This window comes from Pseudoalteromonas sp. SG44-17 (assembly GCF_014164235.1).
GTDB classification, from domain to species: domain Bacteria; phylum Pseudomonadota; class Gammaproteobacteria; order Enterobacterales; family Alteromonadaceae; genus Pseudoalteromonas; species Pseudoalteromonas rhizosphaerae.
The window spans coordinates 343617-365036 of the sequence record NZ_JACJEV010000001.1 but is presented as its reverse complement, the minus strand read 5'-3'; the positions used below and the strand labels follow the sequence as shown (position 1 = coordinate 365036).

General features: G+C 42.4%; 2 protein-coding genes. Both read left to right on the top strand.

The window, feature by feature from the left end:
• Positions 1 to 9231: non-ribosomal peptide synthetase (locus H5182_RS01535; protein WP_182759380.1), on the top strand; the 9231-nt coding region annotated here is incomplete at its 5' end.
• Positions 9231 to 21392, top strand: coding sequence for a non-ribosomal peptide synthetase (locus H5182_RS01530; protein ID WP_182759379.1), 12162 nt, complete (start codon positions 9231 to 9233; stop codon positions 21390 to 21392). The genes H5182_RS01535 and H5182_RS01530, both read left to right, overlap by 1 nt.
• The last annotated feature ends 28 nt before the right edge of the window (positions 21393 to 21420 follow it).

Below are 21420 nucleotides of genomic sequence, written 5' to 3'. Positions count from 1 at the left end.
CTAAGTTATTGGCAACAAGCGCTAACAGGGATGGAGTTATTTGAGCTGCCAACGAGTTATCCTCGTGATAAACAAAAAACCTATCAAGGCAAGAGCCAGCACAGTGTTATCGAGACACGGCTGGTTACCGAATTTGACAGTTGCTGTCAGCAATTACGTGCTACTCGGTTTGTCGGGTTGTTAAGTGTGTTTTATGTACTATTACAGCGCTATAGCCAAAAACAGGATATTACGGTGGCGGTGCCTGTATTGAATCGTGAACAGCCCGAATTTGAGAATGTTATAGGGTGTTTTATCAATACCTTACCTATGCGACAAATGGTGTCACCGCAGAGCTCTTTTGCACAATTAATAGCGCAAACTAAAGTGTTAGTGGCGCAAGGGCTAGCAAATCAAAGTGTGGCAGTTGAAGATATTATCGAAACACTTGGCTTAGCTAAATCGTCAGCACATTCAGCATTGTTTCAAATACTGTTTAATTATAATGGTGTAGATACCGGTACTGTGGAAACCGCAACATTGTCGGCTAAATTATTGCCATTAGATAACGGTACTGCAAAATTTGATTTAACCTTGAATGTAAGTGAATCAGAGCAGGGCTTAGATATTAGTTTTGATTATTGCAGTGCGCTATTTGATGACCATGTTATTCAGCAAATGAGCAATGATTTTAATGAATTAGTTATATCTCTTGGCAATAACGCAGCACAAACTATTGCAACCGTTGAGTTACCCTCTGCGTGTTATGCCAGCCAGTTGTTAGGGCGTAAAAAAGATCATGAAAAAGTCAGCAGTGATGTGATTGCATTACCTGTACAGGTGATAAAGCAGGCTGAGCTTAGTGCTGAAAAAACAGCTTGTATTGAAGCTGACCAACATGGAAAAACCGCACGAAGTTTGAGTTATCAACAATTAGTGCAACAAAGCGCAGCACTCGCCAGCCATATTTTAGCTTTGCAAACTCATCATCAACAAACAACTGCAGCACCCATTGCATTATTGGTATCTCGCTCAATCGATGCCTTATTAACGATGTTTGCACTATTGCAAACAGGCCGTGCTTACTTACCGATTGAGCAAGGCACTCCAGTGGCGCGTATTGCGGAAATTTTACAGCAGGCAGGCTGTGAATATTTAGTAACATTTGATGATACAGCGCTCGAAAAGCAAGCAGTTACGGTATTAAATGAGCAACACATTACATTATGGCCTTTTGCGCAGCTGTCAAAAGCGGCGGTTAATTTAACTGGCTTACCCAATTTAAACCTTAATGACAGCGCGTACGTGATATTTACCTCCGGTTCAACAGGCGCGCCAAAAGGGGTTGAAATTAATCATGCTGCATTAGCGCACTATGTTCAAAGTATTACTAAGCGACTTGAATTGAATAATGATACCAAGTCAGCTGTGGTTACAGGGCTTGCGACCGATCTTTGTTTAACTGGGATATATCCGGTATGGGCGAGTGGCGGCACTGTGGTATTAATTTCACCACATGTAAAAAGTGATCCTGTTGCGATTGTCGATACGTTCAGTGAGCAAGCAATTAACTTTTTAAAGATCACTCCCAGCTTTGCTGCTGAACTATTAGCCACTATTGCTGCGAGTCAAGTACCTCGCGCACCTCTTCAACAGTGGGTGTTAGGGGGGGAATCATTAACAGCGCAATTAGTAGCGCAAATTCGGGCGCTCTATCCAAGCGCTAAATTAATCAATCATTATGGGCCGACAGAAACCTGCATTGGGGTGGCTACCTATGAAATTGAGGATCATCAAACTGCTGAGCAGATGAGTTATCCTATTGGTAGCGCGCTTGCTCATGTTGAACTTGCCATACTAGATGCACACCACGAACCCGTTGCCATGGGCATGCCTGGACAGCTTTATATTGGTGGTGAGAGTTTAGCAACAGGCTATATTCGTGCAACGGATCAGACTGCGAAAAGTTTTGTTGTGATTAACACGACCAAGGGACAACAACGCTATTATTGCTCTGGTGATAATGTTCGTTTGCGCAAAGACGGTGCGCTGGAATATTTAGGGCGTTTAGATAAGCAACCTAAGATCAGAGGCTTTAGAGTTGACTTACTTGATATCGAGGCAAAGTTAACGGCTTTATCAGTGGTTAAAAATAGTGCTGTGATTTGTCGCGAAATTGCCTCTGCAGATACTTTAGTTGCGTACTATGTGGCATCTAATGAAGGCCAGCAATTAACTGCTGAGGCCTTACAACAACGGATCAAAACGGACTTAAAGTGTGTATTACCAGAGCCTATGATCCCCAGTTTCTTTGTACTGAAAGAGCAATTACCTTATCTTGAAAATGGCAAAGTTGATCGTAAATTCTTACAACAACAAATGGTACGCAGCAGCGATACTTTTGTAGCGCCAAAAACGCTAATGCAGCAGCAAGTAGCGGCGTTATTTGCACAGTTAACAGGCTTTGCTAGGGTTGGTCTAGAAGATGATTTTTTTGCAATCGGTGGGCATTCCTTACTAGCAATTAGATTACTTAACCAAATTCGTCAGCAGTTTGGCGTTTCATTGTCACTTAAAGACATCTTCAATCATGCAACCGTTGAGGAGTTAGCCCAGTATTTAACCTGTAGTGAACAAGCTAGCTCAAAGGTGCAATTAACACATATTGATTTAGCTGGGGAACACCCGTTGTCATTTTCTCAGCGGCGTATTTGGTTTGTTGATCAGCTGCAGGGACACAGCCGTCAATATAATTTACAGGGCGTGTTTACGCTGCGCGGTGATGTTGATGTGGCGGCATTGCAGCAGGCATTTAAAGATATCATTAAGCGCCATACGATCCTAAGTTATAACTATAAAAGTACAGCTGATGCGCAGCCATGCCAATATTTTAACGGCCATTTAGCTTTTTCATTGCAACAGATAGACCTTTGCACACAAGCAGATCAACAGCAGCTGTTACAGAAGATGATAGTGGAAGATTATAATCAGTCATTTGATTTAACCTCACAGCTGATGTTACGGGCAAGCTTGATTAAAATAGCCGATCACCATTATCAGTTACTTGTTACTGTTCATCATATTGTTGCCGATGGCTGGTCTATTGGCTTGATATGCCGTGAACTCGCTAGCAATTATAATCAGCATATTGGTATGACAAACGCCACTGATTTGCAAACTCTAGAGCATAATTATATTGATTTTGTACATTGGCAGCATCGTATGCAAGCTGATCCTCAGTGGCAAATAAGTATTGACTACTGGCGTCAACAGTTAGCGCAATTACCTACAGTGCATGAGTTACCTACACAGTACGAGCGAGGTAACGATGTGCTCAGCGGCGGCGGTTTATATAAAACCGTGTTGTCGCCTGCATTAACTGAACAATTAAGATTGTTTATTGCAAACCAAGGTGACACTTTGTTTGTAACCTTACAAACTGTATTTACTTTGTGGTTTAGTCGAGTTTCTGGGCAATCAGATTGTGTGCTAGGTACGCCAGTTGCAGGGCGAGTTGCCGCAGAGCTTGAACCTATTATTGGCAACTTTGTTAACACGCTGGTGTTACGTAATAAGGTGTCAGGGGATACATGCTTTAACCAAGCATTAGCTGATGTAAAAGCAACGTTGAGTGAAGCACTGCTTCATCAACAGATCCCATTTGATCTCTTAGTGGATGAATTAGCCACCGAACGCAGTTTAGCAATTCCGCCGTTAGTACAAGTCATCTTTAGAGTAAACAATACGATAAATGAAAATTTACAGCTAGCAGGGCTATCAATTAAAGCCTCACAGAGCAAGGTGCGTAGCGCTAAACTTGACTTAGAAGTCTCAGTTATAGATACCGGTGACGTGCTAGAAATTGAGTGGTTATACGATACCGCACTATGGCATCAAGCGAATATAGAGACATTCTTTGCTCAATTTAGTTATGTGTTGCAGCAATGCTTGGCTGATCAAAGCGTCAAGCTCGCAGAGTTAATACTGTGGAGCCCGAGCCAGCACGCAGCGGCATTATCTCATAGTGACTCAATTGATATACAAAATACCCAACCATCGCCTTTACATGTGTGTTTTTCGCATTTTGCAAAGCAGCACCCGCAACACCCCGCAGTAAGATGTAATGGCCAAACCTATAGTTACCTCGCGCTTGAACAACGTGCTAATCAGCTTGCACATTGTTTACTCGAAATGGATTTTGCTGCGCAAAGTCGAATTGCCATTTTGCTGCCATCAGGTGCCGCTATGGTGGTGGCGATACTCGCTATTTTAAAGGCACGTCATGTATACGTGCCGATACACCAAGATACACCAATAAAAACGTTAAGTTATATTGTTGAAGATGCTGAGTTGATGATGATTTTAGCATTGAGTGAGAATGCCGACACGCTGATCAACAGTGGCGCAGATTTTTTGCTCGTTGATGATCTTCTTGATGACGATTCTAACTTCGACGGCTACCCGGTGGAGCAGCCAGATGAACAACTCAGCCTCAATGTCAAAGATGATGATTTGAGTTACATTATTTATACTTCTGGTTCGACCGGACGGCCGAAAGGGGTGATGATAAATCATGCTAATTTAGCGGCTTATTTACAGCATGCGGTTGCGCATTATATGCCCGATAATTCAGCCCTTTGTAGCAGCGTATTGAGTACGCCTTTGGCGTTTGATGCAACGGTCACGGCGTTATATCCAGCCTTGATGCAAGGTGGCGTGGTGGAAATTATTGCGCAAGGGGGTGAACAGTTAACCCAGCTGACGGAACTACTCTTTACAGCAACAGACGCTAAACTGTTTAAGCTCACGCCAGCTCATTTACGTGCCATTTTGGCATTATCGCAGCACTATTGTGTAAGCAATGTTACCCATACATTGGTGATCGGTGGTGAAGCACTCACAACTGAATTGTTGTTGGCGATCCGTGCAAAGTTACCACTGTGTCGTTGGATTAACGAATATGGACCAACAGAAACTACAGTCGGTTCAAGCACTTTTGTAATTGATCACAGTACCAGTGATGAGGTTTTACTGCGTCATAATGATGTCCCAATTGGTTTAGCTAACGATAATGTAACGCTGTTAGTGGTTGACCAATTTGATCAGCCAGCAGCAGTGAATATGCGTGGTGAATTACTTATTGCAGGACCTGTTGTCAGCCCAGGTTACATTAATCAGACTGAGCTTAATAATACCAGCTTTATTACTTTGCAGCTGCCTAGCCAACAGGGTGGAAAAGTGACCAAGCGTTTTTATAGAACAGGCGACATAGCGTTATGGCAAGCTGATGAAACAGGTGCTGCTTGTTATTTAAGATACTGTGGACGTAAGGATCAACAGATCAAGCTGCGCGGTTTTCGAGTTGATTTAGCCGCGATTGAGCAGCTGATCCTAGAACTCCCTGAAGTGGCTGATTGTGCGGTGACGGTTGATAGCAAGCAGCAAACGTTAGCGGCACATATTGTTTTCCATCAACATGAAAAGCCATTAGCCGTTAACACCATTAAATCGCATTTATCGCATTACTTAGCGCCGTATATGATCCCCGCACACTGTTATGCTATTACTGTGATGCCACTGACGAAAAACGGCAAGATTGATAAAGCCACATTGATAGCTGACGCACTTAGTTGTTTACAGCCAACTAGCACAACACACAGCAAGCACGCGCAAACACCATTACAGCAATATTTGTTACAGCTGTTTAGTGAGATTTTACTCACTACACATATTGGTTTAGACGATAACTTTTTTGATTTAGGGGGGCACTCGTTATTAGCAATCCGCTTGATTGGTAAGATTCGTGAAGGTAAGCAGCTCGACATAACATTACCGCAATTATTTAAAACCCCAACGATTGCAACGTTAGCGCAAGCATTACAAAACTGTGAAAAAATTCAGCCACACCAAGAGATTGTGAAAATATCTCGCCAGCAAGCGCTACCTCTTTCCTATGCACAGCAACGATTATGGCTTATTGATCAAGTACATAATGAAAGTGTGCAATATCATATGCCAGCTAGCTTTGTGTTTACGGGGAAGTTGGAGCTGACTGCATTGTCGGGCGCGTTATATGCACTTATTGAACGCCATGAAGTGCTGCGTACCGTTATTATTACACGCGACCAAGGCTCAGCGCCTGAGCAATGTATTAATGAACACTTTGAGATCCCACTTGAGCTGCACGATTTAAGTATGCTTAATCGTGAACAGCAAGATCACCAATGGCAATCACTGTCGTCACATGCAAGTAGTAAAGCGTTTGATTTGGCAAGCGACGTTTTACTGCGTGTGGTGGTTGCTAAAATTAGCAATGAGCAAAGTTTTGTACATTTTAATATGCATCATATTGCAAGCGATGGCTGGTCAATGGCAATTTTAGTTCGCGAGTTTATTGCTTTTTACCGAGCTGCAAGTGCTGAACCGCGATTTGTTTTACCTGCATTATTACAGCAACCATTAGCTATCCAATATGCCGATTTCGCTTATTGGCAGCGTTTAGTATGCAGTGAAAGTGCCTTGCATGAATCACTTTCTTATTGGCGTACTCAGTTAACAGGTGCCCCTTTTGTTCATCATTTACCAATAGAGCAGCCTCGAGCAATCCAACAGCAGTTGCAAGGGCAATGTTTTAACCAGCATTTGTCCGCTGCAACGACTAAAGCTATCCAGCAACAATGTGCCAGACACGGTGTTACTTTATATATGTGGTTACACACAACCTTTTCCTTGTTAATGATGCGATTGAGTGAAGCGACGGATATTTTAGTTGGCTCTCCAGTTGCTGGTCGTGAACAGCCACAAATAGCTAATCTAATTGGTTTTTTTGTTAATACCTTAGTGATCCGCACCCGCAGTGAAGGACAGCAAAACTTCACGCAGTTATTAATGCAGCAAAAACAGGTGATTTTAGATGCTTTTAAACATCAACAAGTGCCATTTGAACAATTAGTTGAAGTACTGCAGCCTGAGCGAAACTTAGCACATCATCCTTTATTTCAAATTTTATTTGCACTGCAAAACAATGAAACGAGTGATTTTTCACTGCCAGGTTTACATATTGAAATGCAGCCACACGCAGCACCAAAAATGAAATTTGATTTAGAGGTCAATGCAATTGAGCAAGGCGATGGCATTGAGCTGCAGTGGAATTTTAGTGAGACATTATTTAATGCCAGTAGTATTACTGAATATGCAGCAGCATTCGAGGTCTTAATTGATGCGATACTAAGTGACCCTCTTATGAAGTTGCAGCTATTACCTGTAGTGTCAGCAACCAAAGAAAATGTGCTGCTTAACTTATCTTCGCCACCCTATGCAAGGCACACTCAGCCACTTAACCTTGTCACGCAAATCGCACGTCAAGCTGAACAATATCCAACACGTAATGCGGTCGTTGGCCCTGATGGTGAAGTGTTGAGTTATGTTGAATTACAGACTCAGTCACAGCTGTTAGCCAATTATTTACAAGAACAAGGGATAACCGCCGGAAGTAAAGTTGCTTTATGTGTTAGCGCAACGGCACAAATGCTGGTCGCCATGTTAGCGATTTTAAAAACCGGCAGTGCCTATGTGCCGATTGATCCAAAATTACCAGTATCCAGAGTGCAATTTATTATCGATGACAGTAAAGCACAGTGTTTGATCACACAGTCAGCGTTTGCTAAACAGCATCTAACGGATGAGCTCGGGAGTCTTATTGCGCCATTATGTGTATTGCTTGATGAGCCAAACAGTTGGCAGTATGGCTCACTCAATGGTTCGCAAAGTGCACTGCCTGCGTCATATTCGGCGGATGATCTTGCATATATTATTTATACATCAGGAACCACAGGCACCCCAAAAGGGGTGATGATCAGCCATGGTAATTTAGCTTGTTACTTAGCACATGCGCAGTGTGAGTATCTATCAGCTGCGTTAACAACCAGTGTGGTGAGTACGCCATTGGCATTTGATGCTACGGTCACTTCGTTGTGGGCACCATTACTAATGGGTATCAATATTACACTACTTGCTGATGATGAGCAGATGCTTGAGCAGCTTGCAAAGCAGATATTCAGCTCTCAAGCCTGCTTATTTAAAGTTACTCCTGCACATTTACAAGGCTTACTTGCGTTTGCTCCAGCTGCTGCAGTAGCAACTGCACATGTGGTTGTCATTGGTGGTGAAGCATTACCCACTCAGTTGCTCAAATCGTTAACTCAGTATTTGCCTAATTGCCAGTGGGTGAATGAGTACGGCCCAACTGAAGCGACGGTAGGTTGCAGTGTTTATCATTGCGAGCTTAAGCAAATTAGCGAGCTTGAACGGCGTAAAATGGCCCAAGTGCCAATTGGTCGGGCGATTGCAGATAGTCAGTTGGTGATATTAGATGAACATCAGCAATTAACCGCAATGGGTGCCATTGGCGAGCTTTATATTGCCGGTGACAATGTTGCTCAAGGGTATTTAAATCAAGCGAGTTTAACGGCGCAAAGTTTTGTGTGGTTACCTTTTGGGCATCAGCAAACTGTGCAGCGATTTTATCGTACTGGGGATAAAGTGCGTTGGTTGCTTGATAAACATGGCCAACCAGAACACCTGCTATTTTGTGCACGAGTCGATGAACAAATTAAGTTGCGCGGTTATCGCATTGAGCCGGGCGAAATTACAGCACAGTTAGTCCAGCATAAAGAGATTAGTGAGGCATGTGTAATATTAAATAAAGACACTGAAAACCTTGAGGCTTACTTAGTGCTTACGCCAAATAACTCATTGATTAAAGCGTTTGGGCAAGAGCAGCAAATAACACTCTTAGGCGCACAGCAACAGGCTATGCTTAGCAACTACCTTACGAACTATTTACCTGCTTATATGATGCCAACAAAATGGCATGCGATAAGTGCTATTCCCCTGACATCTAACGCAAAAGTTGACAGTAAACAACTGCTTCAATGGGGACAATCAGTCGCAGTAGCAACTGAAAATGTGCCGCCGCGTAATGACTTTGAGGCAGCCTTGGTCGATATCTTTGCAGAGCAGTTACAAGTTGACTCTGTTGGCATCACCGATAACTTTTTTGCGCTCGGGGGGCATTCATTATTGGCAACACAATGTATGGCGTTGCTCAAGGCGCGGTTACAGGCTGATATTCCAGTGAGAGTTCTGTTTGAAAGGCCGACAATTGCGGCTATTGCTAGCTGGTACGCCATTCATCAAGCCGCTAATAACGCCATGAGTGAAAATGATAACTCAGAAGAGATGTTTTTGTGATGGAAAATCAACTGCTAGAAATTGAAGAGTTAATCGCAGATGCTTTACGAGCAGGTGTTACTTTGTATGAAAAACAAGGTGCTTTAGCATTTAAACAAAGTAACGGTTTTCCAAGTGAACTTAAAGCTCGGATCATTGAGCATAAAGCGGCGATTATCCGCTATTTTCAGCAACAACAGTCAGTGGTTACGTTGCAAAGTAATATGGACGCAATTGCCATCGCTGAGCGAGATAGGTGTTTGCCTTTGAGCTTTGCTCAACAAGGCTTATGGTTTATTGAGCAGTTACAAGGCAGCCAACAATATTATATGCCTGCTGAGTTTACTCTAAAAGGCCATATAGATGTGCCGTTGTTACGCGCGGCAATCAAACACATTGTTGGTCGCCATGAAATATTACGCAGTCAGTTTATAACTGATCCGCAAGGTATACCGTATGTGCAAGTAACAGACACCTTTATAACGCCTTTTCAGTGGCTGGATGCATCAACATTCCCAGTTACACAGCGACAAAGCCAAATAAAAGCGGCGCTGATACAACATCAAGCTCAGCCATTTGATTTGAGTCGAGATGTATTAATACGAGTGCTATTGGTATCCGATAATGAGCAACATTATTTAGCATTTAATATGCATCATATTGTTAGTGATGGCGCGTCAATGCAAATATTTGCTCAAGAATTACAAACCATTTATACGCAACTACTGCAAGGTAATGTCGAATTAGACTCGTTACCAATTCAATATGCTGATTACGCTGCGTGGCAACGAAATACCTTAACAGCAGAGTACTTTACAGCAGCAATTAATTATTGGCGTACAACACTTGGCGATCTTGAACCGTTGCAATCACTACCAACGGATAAAGTTAGATCGAGCGTTCAAAAGCAGTCTGGTTTAGTTTATCGGCAACGGTTAAGTCGCTTGTTTGTTGAAAAAATACAACAACATGCGGCGAGTCAATCAGTCACACCATTTATGTGGTTGTTAAGTAGTTTTATGTTATTTATTGGCCGTATTAAACAAACGGAAAAGGTACTGATCGGCACGCCAACTCAGGGCCGTGAGCATCCACAGCTAAACGATTTAATCGGTTTGTTTGTTAATACCTTAGTTATGCATGCCGTATTGCCGGATGAATTAACTTTTAATGCATGGTTGCAGCAACAAAAAGAACGTATTTTACAGTCGTTTGAATATCGCAATATGCCATTTGATAAACTGGTTGAAGGGCTCAATTGTCAACGCGATTTAAGTCATCATCCTTTAGTACAAATTTTCTTCACTTTAACTGTTGATGAGCAACCAACCTTTCAGTTACCGGGTGTTGAAATAGCTGAGTCTCGCAGTGAAGCGCGAGAGCACCACAGCGCAGTAAAATGTGATTTGGAGCTTAATGCAGTTATCGACAACCAAGGTTTAACAGTTACTTGGAAGTTTGATGAAGCACTTTATGAGCTTGCGACAATTACTCACTGGGCAGATAGTTTTGCCGTATTATTAGCAAACATTGTTGCTGCACCGGATACCCAAATATCAAAATTGGCATTGCTTGATGAACAGCAGCTACAGGCATTAACTGACGCTGCCACATCGCAGCAAGCGGATAGTACAAGTTGGGATCAAAGCGCCAGTATAGTGAGTGTATTTGAACAACAAGCAATCAGGTTTGCTGACCAGTTGGCGCTAGTCGATGAGCACGAAGCACTCACTTATAAACAGCTTAATGAACGGGCAAATCTACTCGCCAGAGTATTATTAAGTCAGGGTGTTGAAGCGCAAGATATGCTGCCAGTGAGCGTAACCCGCAATGTTAATTTAGTGGTGACGTTATTAGCGGTGCTAAAAGCTGGCGCTGCTTATGTGCCTATTGATCCCAATTATCCTCGCGATCGGATCAGTTATATTGTAGACGATGTCCAGAGTAACTTAGTGTTGTGTGATAACAGTAGTCTCGGGTTGTTTTCGCAGCATAACTTAACGTGCATAAATATTGATGATTGCACGATCTACACAGCCATTAATCAGATTAGTGATACACAAAACCTCGAGTTAGCTATTTGTCCATCCCACTTAGCGTATATGATTTACACCTCTGGCACTACTGGACGGCCTAAAGGTGTGCAAATTGAACACCGCCAAGTGATCCGATTATTGTGTGTACAGCCGAGTTTATTTGATTTTAATGAGCATGATGTATGGACTCTGTTTCATTCATTTTGCTTTGATTTTTCGGTGTGGGAAATGTACGGCGCGTTACTTTTTGGTGGCCGCTTAGTTATTGTGGATGCAGATACCGCAAAAGACAGTGATGCATTTGCAAATTTATTACTAGATCAACACGTCAGCGTTCTAAATCAAACCCCCAGTGCTTTTTATGCGCTACAAACAGCAATGTTAACCAAGCCTTCGCAGCGTATACAGCAGAGCAAAATTAGATACGTCATTTTTGGTGGCGAAGCATTACAGCCCGTTAAGTTGGCCCCTTGGGCAAAACGCTTTAGCGACTGCCAACTGATCAATATGTATGGCATTACTGAAACAACGGTTCATGTGACTTTCAAGCGTTTACATGACGCAGATCTGGGATCTGGTGCAAACAATATTGGTCGGCCAATACCAACGACCAGTTGCTACGTTTTGGATAAGTTTCGTCAGTTACTACCTGTTGGCGCAGTTGGTGAGTTATATGTAGGTGGGGATGGGGTTTGCAGGGGGTATTGGCGCCGTGATGAGCTCAACGTTGAGCGCTTTGTGGCAGATACATTTTCTTCAGCTAACGCAGCTAAAAAACTATATAAAACGGGTGATTTAGTACGTCAGTTAGTAACTGGCGAATTGAGTTATATGGGCCGTATTGACGACCAAGTTAAAGTACGCGGTTACCGTATTGAACTGGGTGAAATAGAAAACCAGTTACGTGGCCACCCTAAGCTGAGTAGCGCAACAGTGTTACTGAATACTCAACAGCCGACTAATCCACGGATCACAGCATTTGTTATCGTCAAAAGTGATGCCGTATTTGCTGCACTCACAAGCGAAGTACAACAGTTTTTACGCACCACATTACCCGAATTTATGCTGCCAACGAATGTTATTGCTGTGCTGCAGATGCCATTAACGGTGAACGGTAAAATTGATAAAAAAGCACTCTTAGCGCTGGATCAATTACAGCTTAAAGCAACTGCAGATGAGCCTCCAGGATCGGATGACGAACAAGCAATCGCTGCGGCATTTGAGGCGATATTAAAGGTTTCAAACGTGGGTAGGCAAGGGCACTTTTTTGAATTGGGTGGGCATTCATTATTAGCTAGCCAATTAGTCAGTCACTTAGCGCAACACGCTCAGTTGTCGATTACTTTAGCTGATCTGTTTTACGCGCCGCAGGTCCACACACTCGCGTTAGCGGCTGCGCGCAATAAAGCTGCCAATTACACTGTAGCATCAGCAGTTATCCCGAAAGTGCAATCAGTAACGCAATTACCGGTATCTTTTGCTCAACAACGATTATGGACCATAGATCAATTGCAGCCGGGAAACGTGCAATATCATATGCCAGCTAATTTTGAACTGCATGGTTTGCTTGATGTTGATACATTTCAACGCGTGTGTGACGCTATCGTGCAGCGTCATGAAGTGTTGCGTACGTTTATCACAGTCGGTAAAGCAAACTTACCTCAGCAAGTGGTCCAAGACACATTTCCATCGGTGTTAAAGATCATAGATGCCAGTGAACTTAACGATGAGCAACAGCAACGACTGTGGTTAAAAACGCTGCGCGATGACAGCCAAACAGCCTTTGATTTAAGGTGCCAGTTACCGCTGCGTATTATTTTAGTTAAGCTGCATGCAAAGCATTGGAAGTTACGGGTAAATATGCATCATATTGCCTCTGATGCACATTCTTTAGCAATATTAGCGAGTGAATTTGAAGCGTTTTATCAAAGCTTTACGAGTCAAACTCGGTTGCCTGAACAGCTTGCGCAACCTTTATCAATTCAATACGGGGATTATGCTCATTGGCAGCGTAGTCAGTTACACCAGCAGCTGTTAGATAAACACCAAGCATTTTGGTTACAACAGTTACAAGATGCCCCACCGATACATCAAATACCGCTGGATAAAATACGTCCTAAACAGCTTACGTCCGCTGGTGCGAGCTATCAAATACAGCTAGATAAAACCACGGTTTCGGCGATCCACAGGCAATGCCAGCAGTTTGATGTGAGCTTATTTATGTGGCTGCATAGTGCTTATGCCGCATTTGTAGCTAGGTATAGTCAGTGTGATGATGTTGTGATTGGTGCGCCATTTTCAGGGCGTTCACAAACGCAACTAACTCCCTTAATTGGATTCTTTATTAATACACTGCCGATCCGTTGTCAATTGCGCGAAGATATGTGTTTTGAAGGGCTACTCGCACAGCAAAAACAATTAATTGTTGCCGTTGGTCAGCATCAAGCCATGCCATTTGAAAAAATTGTTGATGCTTTGCAGTTACCGCGTGGCATGAGTCAACAGAGTGTTTTTCAGCTTACATTTTCGTTAAACCCAAGGTTAAATACACAGTTTAAATTACCTAATATACAGGTTACAGCGATTGATGAGCAGCCACCGCAAGTAAAATTTGATATTGAGCTGGCATGCAGTGAAGATGACGATGAGTTACGCTTTAGCTGGGCTTATAACACGGCGTTATTTACCCCACAAACAATTCAAACCATGGCTACGGCATTATGCACTTTAATTAGGTCATTCACAGCCGATCCGCAGGTTGCTATACAGTCAGCTACAATGTTGACAGATAAACAGCTGCATAACTGCGTGCTCAAAGGTGAGCAACGGCTAAATAAGCCAGTTGCAACCGTCATAGATGCATTTACTGCTGTAGCCGAACAGCATGCTAAAACTGACACTGGCATTATTGAGGCAGCCTCAGGGCAATTTGCGAGTTATCAGCAAATTCATCAGCGTAGTGAATTATTGGCAAAATACTTGATACAGCAAGGCTTACAAGCTGAACAGCCTGTTGTTGTAAGCATGCAAAGCGGCATTGACTTAATAGTTTCATTGCTAGCGATTATGAGAGCGGGTGGCTGTTATGTTCCTGTTGATCCGAATTATCCAGCATCTAGAATTGCTTATATTATTAATGATTGTGGTGCGCAGTGGCTTATCACTCACACTGCATTTGCAGCGCTGTTAGAAGATAATTGTGGTGCGAACAGCCAGCTTATTTACCTTGATAATGAGCAATTTAAGCACACTTTAAACCTTGCATGTAATACACTAAGTCAAGTGCAATTACCCAAAATAGAGGCGGCGCAATTAGCGTATGTCATTTATACCTCAGGCACAACGGGTAACCCTAAAGGGGTAATGATCCCCCACCAAGGGCTGAGCAATTTATGCCGTTGGCATCAACGCGCATTTGCTGTTGATAAATCAAGTATTGCCAGTCAAACAGCAAATATCGCGTTTGACGCTGCAAGCTGGGAGATCTGGCCTTATTTAAGCGCCGGAGCAAAGCTGGTAATTGTGCCGCGAGAAAGTTTAGATAACCCGCAAAAATTAGCGCAACTACTTGATGAACATCATGTGAGTCATTGCTTTTTAGCCACTCCAATCGCTGAAATAATGTTGGCAGATCACGCTTTTACGCCTGTTACTTTGCGTTATTTACTGGTTGGCGGCGACAAGTTAAAAACATGCCCCTCAGCTGCAAAACCGTATTGTATTATTAATAATTATGGCCCTACAGAGACCTCAGTTGTTGCCACCTCGGCTGAGGTTGGTAAAACAACGGAAGAGCTGGGTATGGCTCCAGATATAGGCTATGCTATTGATAATGTAGAGTTATTAATTGTTGATCAGCAGGGGCAGCCGGTTGTGCCTGGCATGATTGGTGAATTATATATAGCTGGTGCAGGATTAGCGCGAGGCTATTTGAACCGTCCAGAGCTTACAGCACAGCGTTTTATTTACTTAACGACAGTTGCAGAGCAACAACTGCGAGCCTATAAAACTGGTGATTTAGTTAGGCAATTAAATAACGGTCGTATTGCCTACATTGGCCGCAATGATGCACAAGTTAAATTACGCGGTTACCGTATTGAACTGTCTGAAATTGAGTATCACTTACGTGCTATTGCTGGCGTAACGGATTGTGTTGTTAGCGTGAGTGAATTCGCTGAAGGCCATAAGCAGCTGTTGGCTTTTATTGTCACGCCACAGATAAGTGATTCGCTCCAAGCGCAATTTAAGCGCCAAAGTATAGCAAGTCTTAAAGTTAAGTTACCGGATCACATGATACCGAGTGAGCTTATTCACGTAGATGAAATTCCCCTGACGGCACATGGCAAAATAGATCATCTGCAATTACATAAACACCTACGCACACCAAGCGAACAAATTGTTACACAGCAATTAAATCAAGGACCTGCAGCACAACAAGCAAGCGGATTAAGCAGCTTACTACTCACTTTGTATCGACAAGTATTAAATCAGCCGATGCTGCAAGTTGATGATGATTTTTTTGCGGCGGGAGGGGACTCAATTCTCAGTATTCAAATTGCCAGTCGGGCAAGAGCGCAAAATATTAGTTTGTCAGTAGCTGATATTTTTAACTTTAGTACCGTTGCAGTGCTAGCTGAGCAATTGGTACACAAACAGCCACAACGGAAACAGGTTGAGCCACAGCAAAGCTTTTCAGGCGCATTGCCATTACTTCCCATTCAACATTGGTTTTTTGAACAACAATTTGTAGCAGCTGATCATTGGAACCAGTCACTCTTACTCAGTGTTGATAAAACAGTGACTGTGCAACATATTAAAGAGTTAACATGCGCTTTATTAGCGCACCATGATAGTTTGCGGTTAGTCGTTGATGATAAAGGCCTGCAAAAGCAATTTTTTATAAAACAGCATCTTAGTGTAGATCACGTTTGCCATTTTATTGATCTAGCTGAGCACAATGATGATTGGTCTCAAGCATTAGAGAAAGTGTGTGAAGTGCAACAAGGAGCTTTTCACTTTGATGGCACTGCATTGTTGCAAATCTGCCATATAAAAACCCCAGCTCAGCAAAGTGATAACCGCTTGCTGATCATCGCCCATCACTTATTAATTGATGGTGTATCTTGGCGCATTTTGCTTGAAGATATTAACCAAGCGTTGTCAGCTGCAAAATTACAGCAGAATATTTGTTTTGCTTCTCGTACTGCTAATTTATATGACATTAGTCAATTTTTAATTGCGCAAGGTAAAGATGAATATGATTTAAAACACTGGCAAGCATTGGTTGCTGTGGCGAGTAAGCCCAGCTTTTTTCGTTTTGTAAGGCAGCAAGAGCCAATCAAAAAACAACTGCAACAACATACATTAACGCTCCCATGTGCAGCTACGCAGCAGCTCTTGACGACAGCAAATAGACCTTATAATACCAGTATCCAAACGCTACTGTTGGCCGCGTTACAATGGTCTGCAGTTAGGCATTATGACTTGGACGATCATCTTATTATCCTTGAAGGACATGGCCGAGAGTTACTTAATAATCAACTTGATAGTACTCGAACGCTTGGCTGGCTTACTGCTATGTATCCATTTCGATTATTTAGCAATACGCAAAATATTGCCGATTTGATCTGTGATATGAAAGAGCAATTAGCCAATTTATCGACTAAAGCTAGTCGATATGGAGCCTTACGTTATTATCATCCAGATGAGAAGACCCGCCAATCGTTGACTATTACGACGGAGAATCATCTATTTTTTAATTATTTAGGCCAGCTAGATAGTGCGCTGCAACATAATGGTTTATTAGATGATGCGCCAGAATCCGCGGGCAGTTTGCATAGCCAACATAATCACGCCTACTATGGTCTGCAATTAACAGCAGCAATAGTCAATGAGCAATTGTCGATGCATGTGGAGTATGATGGTGCCCGTATAGCTGAAGCCGATGTCGCTTCATTTATGACGCATTATCAAGCAAGTATTATGACGGTGCTTGAACATTGCATACAAGACGACATTAAGCGCCATACGGTAAGTGATTTTCCACTCTTGCCAACGATGGCAAATCATCAGTTACAGCATTTATTAGCCCCTTTTAAGCAATCAGCCATTGTTGATATTTACCCGCTAAGTGCACTGCAAGAAGGTATGTGGTTTCACAGTCAACGAACTGGTGAAGTATCACAACATAGTGCTTATTATGAACAAACGACACTGTTACTTGAGGGGGCATTTGACATCGAAGCTTTCGAGTATGCATGGCACCAGCTACTTGATACACATAGCATATTACGTACTGCGTTCGTAGCAAGCCCAGTGGGACCAGTGCAAATCGTGGTTGATAAATACCATGTACCATTGCAGGTTGACTTGGTAACTGAAGCAATTATGCAGCAGCAACAACAATCAATACTTGATGAGCAAGCCTATATTACTGCTATTGCAGATCAGGAATATCAACAAGGTATTGATCTAGCTGCGGCGCCTTGTATGCGATTACGTTTGCTTGCTCTGAGTGATACAAAAATGGCATTTATTTGGACATACCATCATTTGATCATGGATGGCTGGTCATTACCTGTTTTGTTTTCAGAGTTATTACAGCATTATCAGGCTCGCCTTGCAGGGCATGGTTTATCTCTAAAAAAAGATAACTATAGCGAATATATTAAGTATCTACAGCAACAAGATAAAACAACCGAGCAACAATTTTGGCAAGGTTATCTAGCCAATATAGATCAGGCAACATTATTGGTTGAGCATATTGCGCAGCGCAAGCAAGGCGATGATATCAACACGGTGTCTGAGCAAACCTTAGTGCTTGAGCCTGAATTGGGTTCACAATTGGTTGAGTTTGCTCGTCAACAGGGTTTAACAGTTAATCATTTACTGCAAGGTGCCTGGGGTTACTGGCTGAGTGTTTGTTGCAATTCAGATTACGCCTTATTTGGGCAAACAGTATCTGGGCGACCTAGCCAACTTACTAACGTTGAGCAACGGGTTGGTTTATACATTAATACCCAAGCTGTGTTGTTAACCACATCGGGTGAGCAGTCGGTGTTAGCGTATTTAAAGTCAGTTAAGCAAAGCTTATTAGCTGTATCTGATTATGCACATACTCCATTAACCCAAGTACATAACTACAGTAATATTGCTAATGGCAGTCCATTGTTTGATGCTTTGTATGTATTTGAAAATTTCCCGACAGATCCATTGGCTGAAATTGCAAATATGCCATTTAAGGTGTTAGCGAATGACAGTAAAGATCTCACTCATTATCCAATGACTTTAGTTGTTGGCCAAGCTGAGCAACTCTCATTGACCTTGAGTTATCAAAGCGCACTATTTAATGATCCGCTTGCCAGTCATTGCTTGGCTATGTTGCAGCAGTTATTACAAGCGTTTGTAATGGCACCTGAGCAACCATTGTCTAGTTTAGCAATTGATTTAGTCGATCATCGATTTACAACAGGTATAGATAAGGTAGCTGAGTTTAGTTTATCAGCTAATCAAGTGGCAGATGTAAGCTGGGATATAGCAACAACATTACAACAACGATTTACACAAATTGTAGCAAGTTATGGTGAGTCAACAGCGTTGAAATATTATAATGATGACAATAACCTACCAGTTAAAACAATGAGTTATAATGAGTTGGATGCAGCCGCTAACAGACTGGCTAATTACTTACTCACACATACGCTAGGCTCTGACAGAGCTTTGACCATAGGGATCTGTTTGAGCCCAGGTTGTGATTTGATTGTCGCTATTTTAGCGAGTTTAAAGATCGGTGCGGCTTATGTACCGATTGCACCTAGTTTACCATTAAAAAGGCGGCAGTTTATAGCCGCTGATGCAGAGCTTGCAGTATTGCTAACGTGCGAACAAGACTGGCAGGGCGCATTACCGCCAACACTTAACATCGATCTTCATACTTGTGCTGCGGCACTTGCTTTACAACCTAATTACAGCCCAACAGTAACTTACACACCGCATGATTTATGCTATGTGATCTATACCTCAGGTACAACAGGGGTGCCAAAAGGCGTTATGGTTGAGCAACACAGTGTTATTAACTATGTGCAGTGCTTACAAAAAAATTATGCGATCACTTCGCAAGATAATTACTTACAGTTTGCAAGTTGCAGCTTTGATGTATTTGCAGAGGAGGTTTTTTGTACTTTGCTAAGCGGTGCAACTTTAGTGATGGCCGATCAACAAAAATTACTCGATACCCAGTATTTAGCTAAACTATCGCAATATAGTCAATTGACCTTAATGAGTTTACCTACAGCCTATTGGCATCAATTAGCTGCAGCACCAGTAACACTTGCCGATCAGTTACGCATTATCACAATTGGTGGAGAGCAAATGCAAGCCGCAATGTTGCAGCAATGGCAAGCTTATTACAGTGATAATATTATTTTGATCAATGCTTATGGACCAACAGAAGCAACTATTTCTGCAACATTAATTGAGGTAACTGATTATATAGGTTCTGAAGTACCGATTGGCCAACCAGTGGCAGGGCTACAATTACACATTCTAGATAAATATTTAAGAGCGGTTCCCTATTATGTTAGTGGGCAGCTGTACCTCAGTGGAAAAGGGTTAGCAAGGGGTTACCTTAACGATGTAAAGAAAACGGCTGCTGCATTTATTATTGAACCAAAAAGCGGCGTTAGGTTATATAAAACGGGTGATAAAGTGCGTTGTACAAATACCCAAGAAGTAATGTTCTTAGGGCGTTTAGATGAACAAGTTAAAATTCGCGGCTATCGTGTTGAGTTACCCGAAATAGAACGTCATTTACTTGCGTTGCCACAAATAAACGCCTGTGCTGTAGTGGTTCGTAAAGATAAAAGTGGCAATGAGCAGCTAGTTGCATTTGTTGATGTGGGTGAGCTAGAGCGAGCCAGTGAGCAACTAATTCGTGCTTTAGTTGGTGTGTTGCCCGAGTATATGGTGCCACAAAATGTTCAATTTGTTGACAGCTTACCCTGTACAAATAATGGCAAAATTGATCGAAAACAGCTTAGTAAAACAGCGCAACAATTGAGTAGTCATAATAACTTTTCATATAGTGCGCCGATCACGCCATTGCATAAATTATTGGTTGAACAATTTAGTCAGTTGTTAAACATAGAGCAAGTGGGGATCAACGATGATTTCTTTATGCTGGGTGGTCATTCATTACTGGCAATGCGCTTGGTATCACAATTGAGCTATCAGATGCAGTTAACGGTATCTATTGATATGTTATTTCGCCACCGTACTGTAAACGCTTTAGCTGAGGCAATTGAGCAATTACAAAAAAGCCACGCTGCTGATTTTCAGCCTACAACTTTAGTCTGTTTACAGGCCGGTGAACAAGGGTTTCAGCCGGTGATTTTAGTCGCCGGTGCGGGAGGGTTACTGATGATCTATCAAGCATTGGTTAATCAACTAGATCAACGTATTCCTGTTTATGGTTTGCAGCCAGATCTGATCGCTTTAGAGCCAGATATTATTAATTCATTGTCACTGACCGCACACCATTACTGCAACGCATTAATTGAGCAGGGGATAGACGCTAATATTCACTTGGTTGGTCATTCATTTGGAAGCTTTGTTATTCATCAAATGGCGCAGCAATTAGTACTGCGCAATAAAGCTCCAGCCTCACTGCTAGTAATTGATACGCCTATGCCTAATTCAGCTGTGCTAGAACTGCAAGACAGGCAAATAGCAGCGTTACTAATAGCGAACCTGAGTGAATTTTTTCAATTGAACTTAACTGACGATGAGCAGCAGTTATATTGCACGCTTGCTGATGAACAACAAACAAAGTGGTTAAGTAAGCATTTAGCTGCTGCGGGCTACCAGTTCAGTGCTCGTCAATTGCTAACACTGCAATGCGTATATAAAGCGCAGTTACAAGCAAAGGTAGAAATAAATAGAGAGTTACTTGAGGTGCCGCTTATGGTTATAAAAGCACACGATACCAAAGAGTTTGCAGGCCAATTGCTTGCTGATGATATGGGCTGGCGAGTAGTTAACCCTGAACTTTCGGCAATAGAGATCACAGGTAATCATCTGTCAATCTTACAGCATCAGTTTGTTGCTGCAATCGTTGAACAAATTGCAAGTAAATATACACTTTATTAACAAGTGGGTGAAAAATGTTCTACAGTAA

Bases quoted from the DNA above. Each gene is read 5' to 3' on its own strand.
- H5182_RS01530 (WP_182759379.1), top strand. From the start codon at position 9,231: ATGGAAAATCAACTGCTAGAAATTGAAGAGTTAATCGCAGATGCTTTA.